Origin of the sequence: Microbacterium sp. SL62 (genome assembly GCF_026672635.1) — a bacterium.
GTDB classification, from domain to species: domain Bacteria; phylum Actinomycetota; class Actinomycetes; order Actinomycetales; family Microbacteriaceae; genus Microbacterium; species Microbacterium testaceum_A.
In genome coordinates this window covers 3,253,552-3,267,466 of sequence record NZ_JAPPRM010000001.1, presented here as the reverse complement: position 1 = coordinate 3,267,466, position 13,915 = coordinate 3,253,552, and the positions used below count along the sequence as shown (strand labels likewise).

Below are 13,915 nucleotides of genomic sequence, written 5' to 3'. Positions count from 1 at the left end.
TTACGGTAAGCCCACCGTGACACCGGTGTCAACACCCGTGACCAATTCGTCATGACACCGAAGTCATCCGCGTGATTCTGTGGTTATCATGGGCCGCGACGACACTGCCGTCGTCCTCGACTCCCGGACCCGCGAAAGAGGCCACCCATGACCGAATTCACCGACCGCACCATCCTCGTCACCGGAGCCGGTGGCAGCATCGGAGGCGCGACCGTGCGCCACCTCGTGGCCGCCGGCGCGACGGTCCTCGCCGCGGGTCGCGACGCCGACAGCGTCGCCGCGATCAGCGCCGAAACCGGTGCCGAGCCCGTCGTGTTCGACCTCGAATCCGAAGACGAGATCCGCGCGGCCATCGAGGGCCGCGACATCTACGGCGTCGTCAACTGCGGCGGCTGGGGCGGCGAGATCGCGACCCCGATGGACACCGACATCGACGTGTTCGACAAGGTCATGCGCATCAACGCGCGCGGCTCGCTGCTGGTCACCAAGTACGCCTCGCGCGAGATGATCCGCGTCGGCAAGGGCGGCGCGATCGTGAACGTCTCCAGCCAGGCGAGCCTCGTCGCCCTCACCGGTCACATCTCTTACGGATCGTCGAAGGCCGCCCTCGACAACATCACGCGGGTCTCGGCCCTCGAGCTCGGTGGCTACGGCATCCGCGTCAACAGCGTGAACCCCACGGTCGTCATGACCCCGATGTCGGCTTGGTACTGGGGTCGTCCCGACATCGAGGGTCCCTTCCTCGAGGCCATGCCGCTGCACAAGTGGGCCACCGAAGACGACATCGCGGCGCCGATCGTGTTCCTCCTCGGCGACGGCGCCGGCATGATCTCGGGCGTCTCGCTTCCCATCGACGGCGGCTACTCCAGCCGCTGATCCCGGATGCCGTGAGGCGGCGACGCGGTGGGCGGCGCCGTCTCGTGGTGACGCGTGCGTTGGTACCGGTCCTTCGACAGGCTCAGGGACCTGGGTCGGGCTGATCAGCCCCCGAAAACGCGGTGCAGGAACGCGTTGCGGAAGACACCGCGCGGGTCCGCCTCGCGCGCGACCGCATCGAAGTCGTGGGCACGCGGCAGGGTCGCCAGGATCCGCTCACCGGGCATGGTGAACGCCTTGCCCCAGTGCGGCCGCGCATCGAACGGCGCGAGAGCGGCCTCGATGTGCGGCAGCGCTGAGAGCACGCCCTCGGTGTCGTTGCGCCAGGTGAAGTGGATGGCGAGCACGTCGCGCTCGTACGCGGGGCTCAGCCACAGCCGATCGGCGGCGACCGTGCGCAGCTCGGTCACCAGCAGGTGCTCGGCGAAGTCCGGGGCGATCTCGCGCACGGCCGCGAGAGCCTCGGTCGCCGAGGCCAGCGGCACGAAGTACTCCGATTGGATCTCGTCGCCGTCGCTGGGCAGCGCGTCGGCGCGGAAGTGCGGAAGGCGCGTGTGCCACGGCCCTGAGGTACCCCGCGGCGTCGTGTTGTCGACGGTGCGGATGCGGCCGAGATGGATGTCGTCGCCGACGGCGATCCCGCCGAGTTCTTCGACCCACGACGGCGAGCCCGTGTCGCTCTTGGCCCAGACCAGGTCGTGCGCGGGGTCTCCCCAGGTCGTGAAGATGCTGACGCTGTGCGAGCCACCGAGCACCGCGATCGGATCCGCCACGATGTCGGCCCACGCGACTCCGGTATACGCCTGCTGCGTGACGGAGTAGGTCGGTTCGGTGCGCAGCTCGACCGCGGTGACCACGCCCAGGGCGCCGATGCTGAGGGCTGCCGCGCCGAACCATGGGTGGTCCTCGTCGATGCGGTGCGTGCGGCCGTCGGCATCCATCAGCTCGACGCCCGTCACGGCACTCGAGAGATTGCCGTTGCGCACGCCCGAGCCGTGCGTGCCGGTCGCCGTCGCACCCGCCACCGAGATGTGGGGGAGCGAGCCGAGGTTGTGCAGCGCCCGGCCCTCGGCCTCGAGCACGGGCGCCAGCTGGGCGAAGGTCACGAGCCCTTCGACGCGCACCCGGCTGCCTGCGATGTCGATGCGCGTGGGCATCCTCTCGAGCGAGACGAGTGCGCCCTCGCTGTCGGCGACGTCGTTGAAGGTGTGGCGGGTCGCCTGCACGCGCAGATGATCCGCGGATGCCACGACCTCGGCCAGTTCGTCGGGCCCGGTGGGCAGCAGCACCTCGGTGGCACGGTACTGGTGGTTGCCCGACCAGGTGGCTCCGGCGGAACGTGTCTCGATCATGGTTCTCCTCGCGTCGTCGCTCACCCATCCTGCCCCGGACCGCCGACATCGGGGCCGGGCGCGAGGTTTCGAGGAGAGTTTCGCGCTCAGCGCGCGGGGAAGAGAGCGGCCTCGAACACGGCCTCGGCCGCGCCGACGAGCAGGCGGTTCTCGCCGAGCTCGGCGACGGCCAGGCGCAGCCCCTCCGCGCACGCGGGGATCGTCTGCGCGCGCACCGCGGCGTCGAGACCGGCCAGGTCGAGCTCGCCGAGGCTCGCGAGGAACCCGCCGAGCACGATCACCGCGGGATTCATCACGTTCGCGGCGTTGGCGAGGGCCGTGGCGAGAATGCGGCGTTGCCGATCGGTCTCCGCCCGCACCGTCGGGTCGGTGCTGCGGGTGAGCGCCGCCGCGAGGGCCGCGTCGTCGGCGGCGTCGATGCCGAGCGCGCGCAGCAGAAGCGATCGGCTGACCTCGTCTTCGAGCACGCCCTCGGGTGCGCGCCGATCGTCGGGGTCGGCGATCCCGGGTCTGTTCTGGCCGAACTCCCCGGCGTAGCCGCCTGCCCCGCCCAGCGGCATCCCGCCGACGATGACCGCCCCGCCGATACCGCTCGCGCCGCCGTTGAGGTAGACGACGTCGTGCACGCCGCGCGCGGCTCCGAACAGGTGCTCGGCCACGGCTCCCAGCGCCGCGTCATTCGCGACATGGGTCGTGAGCCCCGTGGCATCCGTCATCAGGCCGGCGAGGGCGGCGTCGGTCCAACCGAGGTGCGGAGCCTCGCGTACGAGACCGTCGGACGCGCGCACCGGACCGGGGACGGCGACGCCCACGCCGGTGAGGCGGGAGTCGGCGAGTGGCCCGCGGCGCCAGACATCGAGACGGATGCCGACGAGCTCTGCGGTGCGCTCGGGGGTGAGCAGCGCCGACTGCTCGAGGCGCTCGCGCGCGACGATCGACCCGTCGAGGGCGACCGCTGCGATGTCGAGGGCGTCGACCTCGGGGTTCACGGCGACGGCGACGACCCGCGGGTCGGGCTCGACGATGGGGGAGGGGCGGCCGACGCGCCCCTGTGCGTTCGACGCCCGTTCGACCACGAGTCCCGCGCGCTGCAGTTCTCCCACGAGGTCGGCGATGGTCGAGCGGTTCAGGCCCGTCGCCTCGGTCAGCGCGGCGCGCGAGCGCGGCCCTTCACGGTGCACGGTGCGCAGCACGAGGGCCAGATTGGCGCGGCGCATGCCGTCGCCCCGGCTTCCCGCGGTGACCATCCGACCACTGTGCCACGGGCGGGGCCGATTCCCACCCCGACCACAACAACGCGATGCCAGGATCGGAACATGGACCTTTCCGGCATCCCCATCACGACCATCCGCGGCGAGCAGACGACCTTCGGCGAGCTGACAGACGGCAAGGCGGCCCTCGTGGTGAACGTCGCGTCGCGGTGCGGGCTCGCGCCGCAGTACGAGGCACTCGAGGCGCTGCACAAGAAGTACGCCGACCGCGGCTTCACGGTGATCGGCTTCCCCAGCAACCAGTTCCTGCAGGAGCTCAGCGACGAGGACAAGATCGCCGAGTACTGCTCCGCGACGTGGGGCGTGACCTTCCCGATGTCGGAGAAGGTCAAGATCAACGGGCGCAGCGCGCACCCCCTGTACAAGGAGCTCACGACGACGCCCGATGCCGAGGGCAAGACCGGCCGCATCTCGTGGAACTTCGAGAAGTTCGTCGTCGCCCCCGACGGCCGGGTGACCCGCTTCAGCCCCCGCACGCTGCCCGACGCCCCCGAGGTCGTCGCCGCCATCGAGGACGCGCTGCCGAACTGACGCGGGGCGCCGCGACCCGGCGCCTGAGGCCGCGCGCCGGCCGGGACCCGCTCCGTCGCGCGGGCGGGTTCGGCGGCGTGTCGGACACTCCCCGGGTCCGCCGAGGTGCGCGACCTGCCCTATCCTGACCGGGACCCGACCTGCGAAGGAGTCGCCATGGCTGACGCCGTCGTCCTCGTCTCCGGAGGAGCCGCCGTGACCCCGTACACCGCCCCGGAGCACGCTGCCGCATCGGGCCTCGCGGCGGGCAACACGATGACCGCGCTCCGTTCGTCCTTCCTCGATCGCGGCGTCCGGGTCTTCACCGCTCCCGCCCGCATCGGGCCGGGTCAGGTGCGGGCGGATGCCGGGTGGCAGGGCTTCGACGACGTGCCGGTCGTGCTTCCGGCCGAGGTGACGATCAACGCGGTCGGCCGTGTCGACGATGCGGGCGCCGCGCTCGCCGGATTCCTCCGCTGGCTCGCCGCCGAGGAGGGGATCGCCGATGTCGACCTGGTCGGCCACTCGATGGGCGGGCTGTTCTCCCGCGCCGCGATCCGCGAGCTCGGTGACAGTGGCCCGCGCGTGGAGCGTCTCGTGACCCTCGGCACCCCGTGGGACGGCTCAGTGCTCGGCGATCTGCTCGACGGCGAGATCGGCGAGGTCGACGCGCACGGCGACCCCGCCACGCTGCGGATCTTCGCCGAGGCGCGCCCTTATGCCGACGCGAACTCGCAAGGGGCAGCGGCCGAGGTGTCGCGCCGGTTCCTCCGCGGGTGGAACGACGCTCAGGCGGGGGTGCTCGACCGCATCGCGGTGACCGCGATCGGCGCGGGGTACTTCGCCGCCGCGACCGAGCCGGCGCAGCTCTGGCCGCACGACGGCCTGGTGTCGCTCACGAGCGGCCGGGCCGACGAGGTCCCTGCGGCGGTGTTGCCGGAGGTGACGCGCCACTCGTTCCCCGATCACGTGCACAGCATCTTCTTCGCCGAGGCGTGCGGGCTGGCGTGGGAGCGCGCGCTGACCTGGGACCCCATGGTGTTCGCGGTGGTGGACGACGCACTCGGGCGCTGACGAGGCGGGGTCAGAGTGTCGGCGCGACGTACTCGTGAGCGAGGTCGGTCACGGCTGCGATGTGATCGAAGTCGTGGTCCGCGCTGAGGATCGTCGCGTCGTTCGCGATCGCGTAAGCCGCGATCAGAATGTCGATCGAGCCCGCCGCTCGCACGAGCCCGGCTCCCCACAGGGCGGACTGGATGCCGACGGCGAGGGACTCGTCGGGCGCCCGCTCGAGGGGGAAACCCAAGGAGATCTGCTCCAGGTAGAGCGCGTGCTCCTCAGCGGAACGGGCACTGTGGCAGAACTCCAGCACCTGGGGCGGGCACGTGACGAACAAGTCGGAGGGAGACCGGGCGATCCGTTCGAGCCGCGTCCGGATGACGGAATCCCCGGAGGCCAACCGTGCCCAGACGGAGTTGTCGACCAGGTAGTCGGTCACGACGTCGGGGCGACCATGGGCGAATCGAGGTGCTCTTCGAGATCGGTGAGCGACGCGATCCCGGCGATCATCGCGTCCTTCTGCTTCGACGCGATCAGGCGGCGAAGGGCGAGGTCGAGAACCGCACGGTTGGACGGCTCTCCGGTGAGAATGCGCGCGCGTTCGATGAGGCGCGGATCGAGGTCGACGCTCGTCAAGGCCATGAGTGGCTCCCTTCGTTATATAGGCGATTATATGCGCCGGATTGCTATCCGTGGGGGCTGGACGTCGCGGCATCCGGGATATATGTTGTGAGCACCAACAAACCCGCTGCGCGCCACCGCGCGCTCGTGCGTCCATGCGAAGGAGCAGGAATGCCCACCCCCACCCGCGACGACAAGTTCTCGTTCGGTCTCTGGACCGTCGGCTACAACGGCACCGACCCCTTCGGCGGCCCCACGCGTGAGCCCCTCGACGTCGTGCACGTCGTCGAGAAGCTCGCCGAGCTCGGCGCCTACGGCCTGACCTTCCACGACGACGACCTCTTCGCGTTCGGCTCCACCGACGCCGAGCGTCAGAAGCAGATCGACCGCCTCAAGGGCGCGATGAGCGACACCGGCATCGTCACGCCGATGGTGACCACCAACCTCTTCTCGGCCCCCGTCTTCAAGGACGGCGGTTTCACCTCGAACGACCGCCAGGTGCGTCGTTTCGCGTTGCGCAAGGTGCTGCGCAACCTCGACCTCGCCGCCGAGCTCGGTGCGAAGACGTTCGTCATGTGGGGTGGCCGCGAGGGCGCCGAGTACGACTCCGCGAAGGACATCCGCCAGGCGCTCGAGCGCTACCGCGAGGCCGTGAACCTGCTCGGCGACTATGTCACCGACAAGGGCTACGACATCCGCTTCGCCATCGAGCCCAAGCCCAACGAGCCCCGCGGCGACATCCTGCTGCCCACGCTCGGCCACGCGATCGCATTCATCGACTCGCTCGAGCGCCCCGAGCTGGTGGGCCTGAACCCCGAGGTCGGCCACGAGCAGATGGCGGGCCTGAACTTCGCCGCCGGCATCGCCCAGGCGCTGTACCACGGCAAGCTCTTCCACATCGACCTCAACGGTCAGCGCGGCATCAAGTACGACCAGGACCTCGTGTTCGGTCACGGCGACCTGCACAACGCGTTCGCCCTCGTGGACCTGCTCGAGAACGGCGGCCCCGGCGGCGTGCCCTCCTACGACGGCCCCCGTCACTTCGACTACAAGCCCTCGCGCACCGAAGACGAGACCGGTGTCTGGGACTCCGTGTCGGCCAACATGAACACCTACCTGCTGCTCAAGGAGCGCGCCGCGGCCTTCCGCGCCGACCCCGAGGTGCAGGAGGCGCTCGAGGCCGCGAAGGTCGCCGAGCTCGCCCAGCCCACGCTGAACGAGGGCGAGACCTACGACGACTTCCTCGCCGACCGCTCGGCCTACGAGGACTTCGACACCGACGCCTACCTCGGCGGCAAGGGCTTCGGCTTCGTCCGCCTGCAGCAGCTCGCCACCGAGCACCTGCTCGGCGCGCGCTGAGTCGGATGGGGTCCGGATGCCACGGCATCCGGGCCCTCTGTCCGTCGAGTGTCCACGACATGCCGCATCGCGCTCGTGCGAGACGGCATGTCGTGGACACTGAACGGGATGCCGCACTGTTGCGGCGAGGACAAGAGGAGTGAGCATGGCGCTCGTCATGGGAGTCGACTCGTCGACGCAGTCGTGCAAGGTCGTCGTCGTCGACGCCGAGACCGGGAAGGTCGTGCGCGAGGGGCGCGCGTCGCACCCCGCCGGCACGTCGGTCGACCCCGAGGCCTGGTGGAAGGCGCTGCAGGATGCCATCGCCCAGGCCGGCGGTCTCGACGACGTCTCCGCGGTGTCGATCGCGGGCCAGCAGCACGGCATGGTCGTGCTCGACGCCGAGGGTGCCGTCATCCGCGACGCTCTGCTGTGGAACGACACCCGGTCGGCGCAGGCCGCGCGCGACCTCATCGAGGAGGTGGGCTCCCAGGCGTTCGCCGAGCGCACGGGAGTCGTGCCGGTCGCCTCGTTCACGGGCACCAAGCTCCGCTGGTTGCGCGACGCCGAGCCCGACAACGCCGCGCGCGTCGCCGCCGTGGCACTGCCGCATGATTGGCTGACCTGGCGTCTGCGCGGGTTCGGCCCCGGTAACGCCGTTCTCGAGGAGCTCGTCACCGACCGGTCCGACGCCTCGGGTACCGCCTATTGGGGTGCCGACGGCTACGACCTCGACCTGTTCCGCCGTGCCCTGGGACGCGACGCCGTGCTGCCGCGCGTGCTCGGCCCATGGGAGAGCGCGGGGGCTCTGCCCGGGGGCGCGCTCGTCGGCCCCGGCGCGGGAGACAATGCCGGCGCGGCCCTCGGCCTCGGCGCGGGCGTGGGCGACGTGGTCGTCTCGCTCGGCACCTCGGGCACCGTGTTCGCCGTCACCGACACTCCGGCCCGTGACGCGACGGGCGCGGTGGCCGGCTTCGCCGACGCCACGGGGCGCTTCCTGCCGCTCGTGGCCACCCTCAACGCCGCCCGGGTCCTCGACGCCTTCGCGGGACTCCTCGGCGTCTCCCACGACGAGCTCGGGGCCCTGGCCCTCGAGGCCGAGCCTGCTGCCGGCGGCGTGGTGCTCGTGCCGTGGTTCGAGGGAGAGCGCACGCCCAACCTGCCGCACGCGCAGGCCTCGCTGACCGGCCTGACCCTGGCATCCACGAACCGCCCGAATTTCGCGCGCGCCGCGATCGAGGGCATGCTGAGCGGCTTGGCCGTCGGGCTCGAGGCGATTCAGGCGCAGGGTGTCGAGGTGTACCGCGTGCTGCTCATCGGCGGAGCGGCGGTGAACGAGGGAGTGGCGCGCATCGCCGCGCAGGTGTTCGACGCCGAGATCGTCGTCCCCGCTGCGGGGGAGTACGTCGCGCTCGGCGCGGCCCGCCAGGCGGCGGGGGTGCTCGCGGGCGGGCCCGTCGACTGGGCCGTCGCGATGACCCGCACGGTCGAACCCGACCACCGACCCGAGATCCGCGAGCGCTACGACGTGATCGCCGCACTCCGCGCCTCGGAACAGTAGATTTCTCGCCCGCGAGCGGGCCAGAGTAGGACCGGGTCCGTCGACGTCTTGTAAGGGGGGCGTCGGCGGACTCTCGACTGCGGGAGCGCTCCCGCGCCGTGCGGTCGGCCGAGGGGGTTGCGCGCCGCTACTGTGAGGGACCATGAGCGGCGAGGTCGGGGGCAAGCGCATCGGCGTGCGCGAGGTCGCCGCCGCCGCGGGGGTCTCGACGCAGACAGTCTCGCGCGTGCTCAACGGCTACGCGGGCATCCGCGAGAGCACGCGCGAGCGCGTGCTCGCCGCGGTCGCCGAGCTGGATTACCGCGTCAACAACGCCGCGCGAGCGCTGGGCACGAGCTTGACGCGCACGGTCGGGGTCGTGGCATCCGATGCCGTGCTCCACGGGCCCTCGGCCGGCATCGCCGCTCTGGAGCGGGCGGCGCGGACGCGCGGGCGGTGGATCTCGACGGCGTACACCGACTCCGACGACCCCGCCGACATCGACGCCGCGGTGCGGCACCTGCTCGATCAGGGCGTCGACGGGATCGTGCTGGTCGCGGCGCACGGGGCCACTCCGCTCGAGGGATACGACGTTCCCATCGTGCCGCTGTACGGCGAGTCCGGGGCCCGCCAGCGCGATGCGGCCACCCTCGTCGTGGAACATCTCGCGGACCTCGGACACCGCTCGATCGTCGAGCTGGCCGGGCCCTCCGACTGGCGCGAGGCCCTCGCTCGCACCGCCGGGGTCACCGGCGCCGTGACCCGGCGGGCACTCGATCTCGTCGATCGGGTCGAGGGGGATTGGAGCGCCGCCTCGGGATCCGCCGTCGCCGACGCGATCGCCGCCCGCATCGCCGCGGGCGCCACCGCTGTCGCCGTCGCCAACGACCAGATGGCCTTGGGCCTCATCGCAGGCCTCGCCGTCCGGGGTCTGGGGGTCCCCGCAGATGTGTCGGTCACGGGCTTCGACGACAACCCGGATGCCGCGTTCTACACGCCCGCGCTCACCACGGTGCGACTGGACGTCGAGGGCGAGGCCGAGTACGCGGTGGCCGCCGTCGTCGGGGAGGCGACGGAGCCGCCGGCGGCGCCCGTGCTCGTCGTGCGCGATTCGAGCGCTCCGCCCCGCTCGCGCTGAGCCGGTGCGACGCGACCGGCGGTGTCCGTCATCGAGGCCGCAGGCGTTCATCGAGACCGCACGTGTTCGGCGCGAATCCCGTGCGTCCTCGGCGAATGGATGCGTCCTCAGTGCGGGCCGGTGCTCGCGCCGGGCCCGCGGCGCACGCCGCCGCCGTGCTGCCCCTCGCGTCGCCGCGATGTTACCGGTAACATCGAACCGGCCCCACCCGACCCCGTCGAAGGAGACACGCGTGTCCGATGCCGCCACGTTCGCGCCCGAGGTGCAGGAGGCGATCGACGCCGTCCGCGCCGACGTCGCGAAACTGCACGCCGAGCTCGTGCGCTACAACCTCATCGTCTGGACCGGCGGCAACGTCTCGGGTCGCGTGCCCGGCGCCGACCTGTTCGTCATCAAGCCCTCCGGCGTCTCGTACGACGACCTGGCTCCCGAGAACATGATCCTCTGCGACCTCGACGGCAACGCGATCCCCGGCACGCCCGGCTCCGAGCGCAGCCCCTCGAGCGACACCGCGGCGCACGCCTACGTGTACCGGAACATGCCCGAGGTCGGCGGGGTCGTGCACACGCACTCCACCTACGGCGTCGCCTGGGCCGCCCGCGGCGAAGAGATCCCCTGCGTCATCACCGCGATGGCCGACGAGTTCGGTGGACCCATCCCGGTCGGCCCGTTCGCGATCATCGGCGACGACTCGATCGGCCGCGGCATCGTCGAGACCCTGCGCGGCCACCGCTCGCGCGGCGTGATCATGCAGAACCACGGTCCCTTCACGATCGGCACGAACGCGAAGGACGCCGTCAAGGCCGCCGTCATGCTCGAAGACGTCGCCCGCACCGTGCACATCGCGCGTGAGGCGGGCCCGCTCATCCCGATCCCGCAGGACAAGATCGACGCCCTCTACAACCGCTACCAGAACGTCTACGGACAGAGCACGGACGACCGCCGATGACCGCCCACACCACCGCACTGCTCGAAGAGGGCCGCGCCAGCCTCGGCATCGAGCTCGGCTCCACCCGCATCAAGGCGTGCCTCATCGGCCCCGACGCCGAAGTGCTCGCCACCGGCTCCCACGAGTGGGAGAACGTCTACGCCGACAAGCTCTGGACGTATTCGCTGGATGCCGTGTGGTCGGGCCTGCAGGCCGCCTACGCCGCACTGGTCGCCGACGTGCAGCAGCGCTTCGGCGTCACCCCCGAGCGCTACGCCGCGATGGGTGTGTCGGCGATGATGCACGGCTACCTGGCCTTCGACGCCGACGGCGAGTTGCTCGCGCCCTTCCGCACGTGGCGCAACACCAACACCGGTGTCGCGGCGACCGAGCTCACCGAGCTGCTGGGAGTGAACATCCCGCTCCGCTGGTCGATCGCGCACCTGCACCAGGCCGTCGTCGACGCCGAGCCGCACGTGCCCGAGATCCGCTTCCTCACCACCCTCGCGGGGTACGTGCACTGGAAGCTCACCGGTGAGAAGGTGCTCGGCGTGGGCGATGCCTCGGGCATGTTCCCGATCGACTCCGCCATCCGCGACTACGACGCCGAGCTCGTCGCGCGCTACGACGCGCTCGCCGCGGGTCGGGTGCCCGCGTTGAACGACCTGCTGCCGCGCGTGCTCGTGGCGGGCACCGCCGCCGGCGCGCTGACCGATGCCGGTGCGACGCTGCTCGACCCGAGCGGGACCCTGCGCCCCGGCATCCCGTTCGCTCCTCCCGAGGGCGACGCGGGCACTGGCATGGTCGCGACCTGCGCCGTGGCTCCCCGCACCGGAAACGTCAGCGCCGGTACGAGCATCTTCGCGATGGTCGTGCTCGAGCGCCCGCTCACCGAGGTGCACCACGAGCTCGACCTCGTCACGACCCCTTCGGGTGACGCGGTCGCGATGGTGCACTGCAACAACGGCGCGAGCGAGCTGGCCGCGTGGGCGAACATGTTCACCGCGTTCGCCGCCGCCGCCGGCACCCCGGTGACCCCGGATGCCACCTACGCGGCGCTCTTCGAAGCGGCGCTGAACGGCGAGGCCGACGCCGGCGGACTGCTCGCCTACAACCACCTCGCCGGCGAGCCCATTGCGGGTCTCGACGAGGGCCGACCGCTGGTCGTGCGCACCCCCGACAGCCGTCTGACGCTGCCGAACTTCATGCGCGCGCAGCTCTACGGCGTCTTCGGAACGCTCGCGCTGGGTATGGACGTGCTCCACGGCGAGGGCGTGCAGCTCGACAAGATGTACGCGCACGGCGGCATGTTCCGCACGGCGGGCGTCGCCCAGCGCTTCCTCGCCGCCGCCCTCGACGCACCCGTCGCGGTCGCCGAGACGGCGTCCGAGGGCGGGGCGTGGGGAATGGCCGTGCTCGCGGCGTACGTCGCCGACGACTCCGGCCGCGACCTCGACTCGTGGCTGCGCGAGACGGTGTTCGCCACCGCCGCGATCGTCACCGCCGATCCCGAGCCTGCCGATGTGGCCGGGTTCTCGTCCTACCTCCACCGTTACCGCGCCGGCCTCGCCGTCGAGGCCGCCGCCGTGGCATCCCTCTGATCACCCGAAAAGGAACAGTCATGACTCGCACCCCCCTCAAGAACGACCTCGACGGTTACGAGGTCTGGTTCGTCACCGGCAGCCAGAACCTCTACGGCGAAGAGACGCTGAAGCAGGTCGCCGAGCAGTCGCAGGCCGTCGTCGAGGGCTTGAACGGTCTGCCGGTGAAGGTCGTCTGGAAGCCCGTGCTGAAGGATTCCGACAGCATCCGCCGCATGGCGCTCGAGATCAACGGCCGCGACGACGTCATCGGCGTCATCGCGTGGATGCACACGTTCAGCCCCGCCAAGATGTGGATCTCGGGCCTGGACGCGCTGCAGAAGCCGCTGCTGCACCTGCACACGCAGGCCAACGTCGAGCTGCCGTGGAACGACATCGACTTCGACTTCATGAACCTCAACCAGGCCGCCCACGGCGACCGCGAGTTCGGGTACATCCAGACGCGCCTCGGCGTCTCGCGCAAGACGGTCGTCGGCCACGTGTCGAACCCCGCCGTGCGCCAGCAGATCGAGGACTGGGAGCGCGCCGCAGCCGGCTGGACCGCCGCCCGCACCCTCAAGCTCGCGCGCTTCGGCGACAACATGCGCTTCGTCGCCGTCACCGAGGGCGACAAGACCGAGGCCGAGCTGCGCTTCGGCGTGCAGGTCAACACGTGGGGCGTCAACGAGCTCGTCGAGGCCGTCGAAGCGGCATCGGATGCCGACATCGACGCGCTCGTGCAGGAGTACGTCGACAGCTACGACGTCGTCGACGAACTGCTCCCCGGTGGCGCGCGTCACCAGTCGCTGCGCGACGGCGCGGCGATCGAGCTGGGCCTGCGCTCGTTCCTCGAGGAGGGCGGCTTCGGCGCCTTCACCACCTCGTTCGAAGACCTCGGCGCGCTGAAGCAGCTGCCCGGTCTCGCGGTGCAGCGCCTCATGGCCGAGGGCTACGGCTTCGGCGCCGAGGGCGACTGGAAGACCGCGATCCTCGTGCGCGTCGCCAACGTCATGGGCGCGGGCCTGCCCGGTGGCGCCTCGCTCATGGAGGACTACACCTACGACCTCGTCCCCGGCTCCGAGCGCATCCTCGGAGCGCACATGCTCGAGGTCTCGCCCTCGCTGACCACGAAGAAGCCCCGCCTCGAGATCCACGAGCTGGGCATCGGCGGCAAGGACGACCCGGTGCGCCTGGTCTTCACCGCCGACGCGGGCCCCGCGCTCGTCGTCGCGATGAGCGACATGCGCGACCGCTTCCGTCTGGTGGCGAACGTCGTCGAGAACGTCGACGCGCCCGACCTGCCGAAGCTCCCCGTGGGCCGCGCGGTGTGGAAGCCCGCCCCCGACTTCGCGACCTCGGCCGGCTGCTGGCTCGCCGCCGGCGCCGCCCACCACACCGTCATGACGACGGCCGTGGGCATCGAGGTGTTCCGCGACTTCGCCGAGATCGCCAAGACCGAGCTCGTCGTGATCGACGACGACACCACGGTCCGCGGTTTCCAGAGCGAGCTGCGCTGGAACCAGGCGTACTACCGCCTGGCCCAGGGCCTGTAAGACCCGTCACCCCGGGTGCCGCACTGCCCCGGGGTGACGCGGCGCGTGCGCCTCCCGTTCGCTCGGGACGCGCCCCGCTCGCCGAGGTGCCCCTTACCGCCTCGGCGAGCGGACCGTGCCCCGGATCCGTGGTGGCGGTGGGCCGCCCC

13 protein-coding genes are annotated in these 13,915 nt (G+C 71.2%); 9 read left to right on the top strand and 4 right to left on the bottom strand.

Translation table 11 applies throughout. The features are described from left to right. Window positions 1–147 precede the first annotated feature (147 nt). Window positions 148–876, top strand: a complete 729-nt coding sequence (locus OVA26_RS15705) for an SDR family oxidoreductase (RefSeq protein ID WP_268104796.1) — start codon at window positions 148–150, stop codon at window positions 874–876. Between the two features lie 104 nt (window positions 877–980). On the opposite strand, the gene OVA26_RS15700 is transcribed toward OVA26_RS15705, so the two are convergent. Together OVA26_RS15700 and OVA26_RS15695 are read right to left on the bottom strand one after the other, a co-directional pair. Next, window positions 981–2,228 (bottom strand): D-arabinono-1,4-lactone oxidase, encoded by a 1,248-nt coding sequence (locus OVA26_RS15700; protein ID WP_268104794.1) that lies wholly within the window; start codon window positions 2,226–2,228, stop codon window positions 981–983. A gap of 86 nt (window positions 2,229–2,314) precedes the next feature. Next, window positions 2,315–3,475 (bottom strand): ROK family transcriptional regulator, encoded by a 1,161-nt coding sequence (locus OVA26_RS15695; protein ID WP_268104793.1) that lies wholly within the window; start codon window positions 3,473–3,475, stop codon window positions 2,315–2,317. A gap of 69 nt (window positions 3,476–3,544) precedes the next feature. Here OVA26_RS15695 and OVA26_RS15690 point away from each other — a divergent pair, with 69 nt between their 5' ends. Together OVA26_RS15690 and OVA26_RS15685 are read left to right on the top strand one after the other, a co-directional pair. Next, window positions 3,545–4,030: a glutathione peroxidase gene (locus tag OVA26_RS15690; protein WP_268104792.1), complete on the top strand. Its 486-nt coding sequence runs from the start codon at window positions 3,545–3,547 to the stop codon at window positions 4,028–4,030. A 156-nt stretch (window positions 4,031–4,186) separates the two neighbouring features. Further along, window positions 4,187–5,083, top strand: coding sequence for an esterase/lipase family protein (locus OVA26_RS15685; protein ID WP_268104790.1), 897 nt, complete (start codon window positions 4,187–4,189; stop codon window positions 5,081–5,083). A 10-nt stretch (window positions 5,084–5,093) separates the two neighbouring features. Here the strand turns inward: OVA26_RS15685 and OVA26_RS15680 are convergent, their stop codons facing one another. Then, window positions 5,094–5,507 carry a PIN domain-containing protein gene (locus OVA26_RS15680; RefSeq protein WP_268104789.1) on the bottom strand — a complete coding sequence of 138 codons (414 nt, stop codon included), beginning with the start codon at window positions 5,505–5,507 and terminating at the stop codon, window positions 5,094–5,096. Further along, window positions 5,504–5,710, bottom strand: a complete 207-nt coding sequence (locus tag OVA26_RS15675; protein WP_268104788.1) for a type II toxin-antitoxin system VapB family antitoxin — start codon at window positions 5,708–5,710, stop codon at window positions 5,504–5,506. Before OVA26_RS15675 ends, OVA26_RS15680 begins: the two co-directional genes overlap by 4 nt. A 150-nt stretch (window positions 5,711–5,860) precedes the next feature. On the opposite strand from OVA26_RS15675, the gene xylA reads away from it, so the two are divergent. From xylA to araA, 6 genes are all read left to right on the top strand, one after another. Then, a complete protein-coding gene (xylA, locus tag OVA26_RS15670; protein ID WP_268104786.1) occupies window positions 5,861–7,048 on the top strand; it encodes a xylose isomerase in 1,188 nt (395 codons plus the stop codon). A 145-nt stretch (window positions 7,049–7,193) separates the two neighbouring features. After that, window positions 7,194–8,588: a xylulokinase gene (gene xylB / locus OVA26_RS15665; protein ID WP_268104784.1), complete on the top strand. Its 1,395-nt coding sequence runs from the start codon at window positions 7,194–7,196 to the stop codon at window positions 8,586–8,588. 142 nt (window positions 8,589–8,730) lie between these two features. Continuing rightward, complete coding sequence (locus OVA26_RS15660) at window positions 8,731–9,705, top strand: LacI family DNA-binding transcriptional regulator (protein WP_268104783.1); 975 nt, start codon at window positions 8,731–8,733, stop codon at window positions 9,703–9,705. Window positions 9,706–9,937: 232 nt separating this feature from the next. Further along, complete coding sequence (locus OVA26_RS15655) at window positions 9,938–10,654, top strand: L-ribulose-5-phosphate 4-epimerase (RefSeq protein ID WP_056224118.1); 717 nt, start codon at window positions 9,938–9,940, stop codon at window positions 10,652–10,654. Continuing rightward, window positions 10,651–12,234, top strand: a complete 1,584-nt coding sequence (locus OVA26_RS15650; RefSeq protein WP_268104782.1) for a xylulokinase — start codon at window positions 10,651–10,653, stop codon at window positions 12,232–12,234. Before OVA26_RS15655 ends, OVA26_RS15650 begins: the two co-directional genes overlap by 4 nt. 20 nt (window positions 12,235–12,254) lie before the next feature. Then, the gene (araA, locus tag OVA26_RS15645; protein ID WP_268104781.1) at window positions 12,255–13,766 is read left to right on the top strand and encodes an L-arabinose isomerase; all 1,512 of its coding nucleotides are present in this window, start codon (window positions 12,255–12,257) and stop codon (window positions 13,764–13,766) included. Window positions 13,767–13,915: the final 149 nt, after the last annotated feature.

Excerpts from the sequence above, each read along its gene's own strand:
- xylA (WP_268104786.1), top strand. The coding sequence starts at position 5,861 with ATGCCCACCCCCACCCGCGACGACAAGTTCTCGTTCGGTCTCTGGACC.
- OVA26_RS15650 (WP_268104782.1), top strand. The coding sequence starts at position 10,651 with ATGACCGCCCACACCACCGCACTGCTCGAAGAGGGCCGCGCCAGCCTC.
- araA (WP_268104781.1), top strand. The coding sequence starts at position 12,255 with ATGACTCGCACCCCCCTCAAGAACGACCTCGACGGTTACGAGGTCTGG.
- OVA26_RS15705 (WP_268104796.1), top strand. The coding sequence starts at position 148 with ATGACCGAATTCACCGACCGCACCATCCTCGTCACCGGAGCCGGTGGC.
- OVA26_RS15690 (WP_268104792.1), top strand. The coding sequence starts at position 3,545 with ATGGACCTTTCCGGCATCCCCATCACGACCATCCGCGGCGAGCAGACG.
- OVA26_RS15700 (WP_268104794.1), bottom strand. The coding sequence starts at position 2,228 with ATGATCGAGACACGTTCCGCCGGAGCCACCTGGTCGGGCAACCACCAG.
- OVA26_RS15685 (WP_268104790.1), top strand. The coding sequence starts at position 4,187 with ATGGCTGACGCCGTCGTCCTCGTCTCCGGAGGAGCCGCCGTGACCCCG.
- OVA26_RS15695 (WP_268104793.1), bottom strand. The coding sequence starts at position 3,475 with ATGGTCACCGCGGGAAGCCGGGGCGACGGCATGCGCCGCGCCAATCTG.
- xylB (WP_268104784.1), top strand. The coding sequence starts at position 7,194 with ATGGCGCTCGTCATGGGAGTCGACTCGTCGACGCAGTCGTGCAAGGTC.
- OVA26_RS15660 (WP_268104783.1), top strand. The coding sequence starts at position 8,731 with ATGAGCGGCGAGGTCGGGGGCAAGCGCATCGGCGTGCGCGAGGTCGCC.
- OVA26_RS15675 (WP_268104788.1), bottom strand. The coding sequence starts at position 5,710 with ATGGCCTTGACGAGCGTCGACCTCGATCCGCGCCTCATCGAACGCGCG.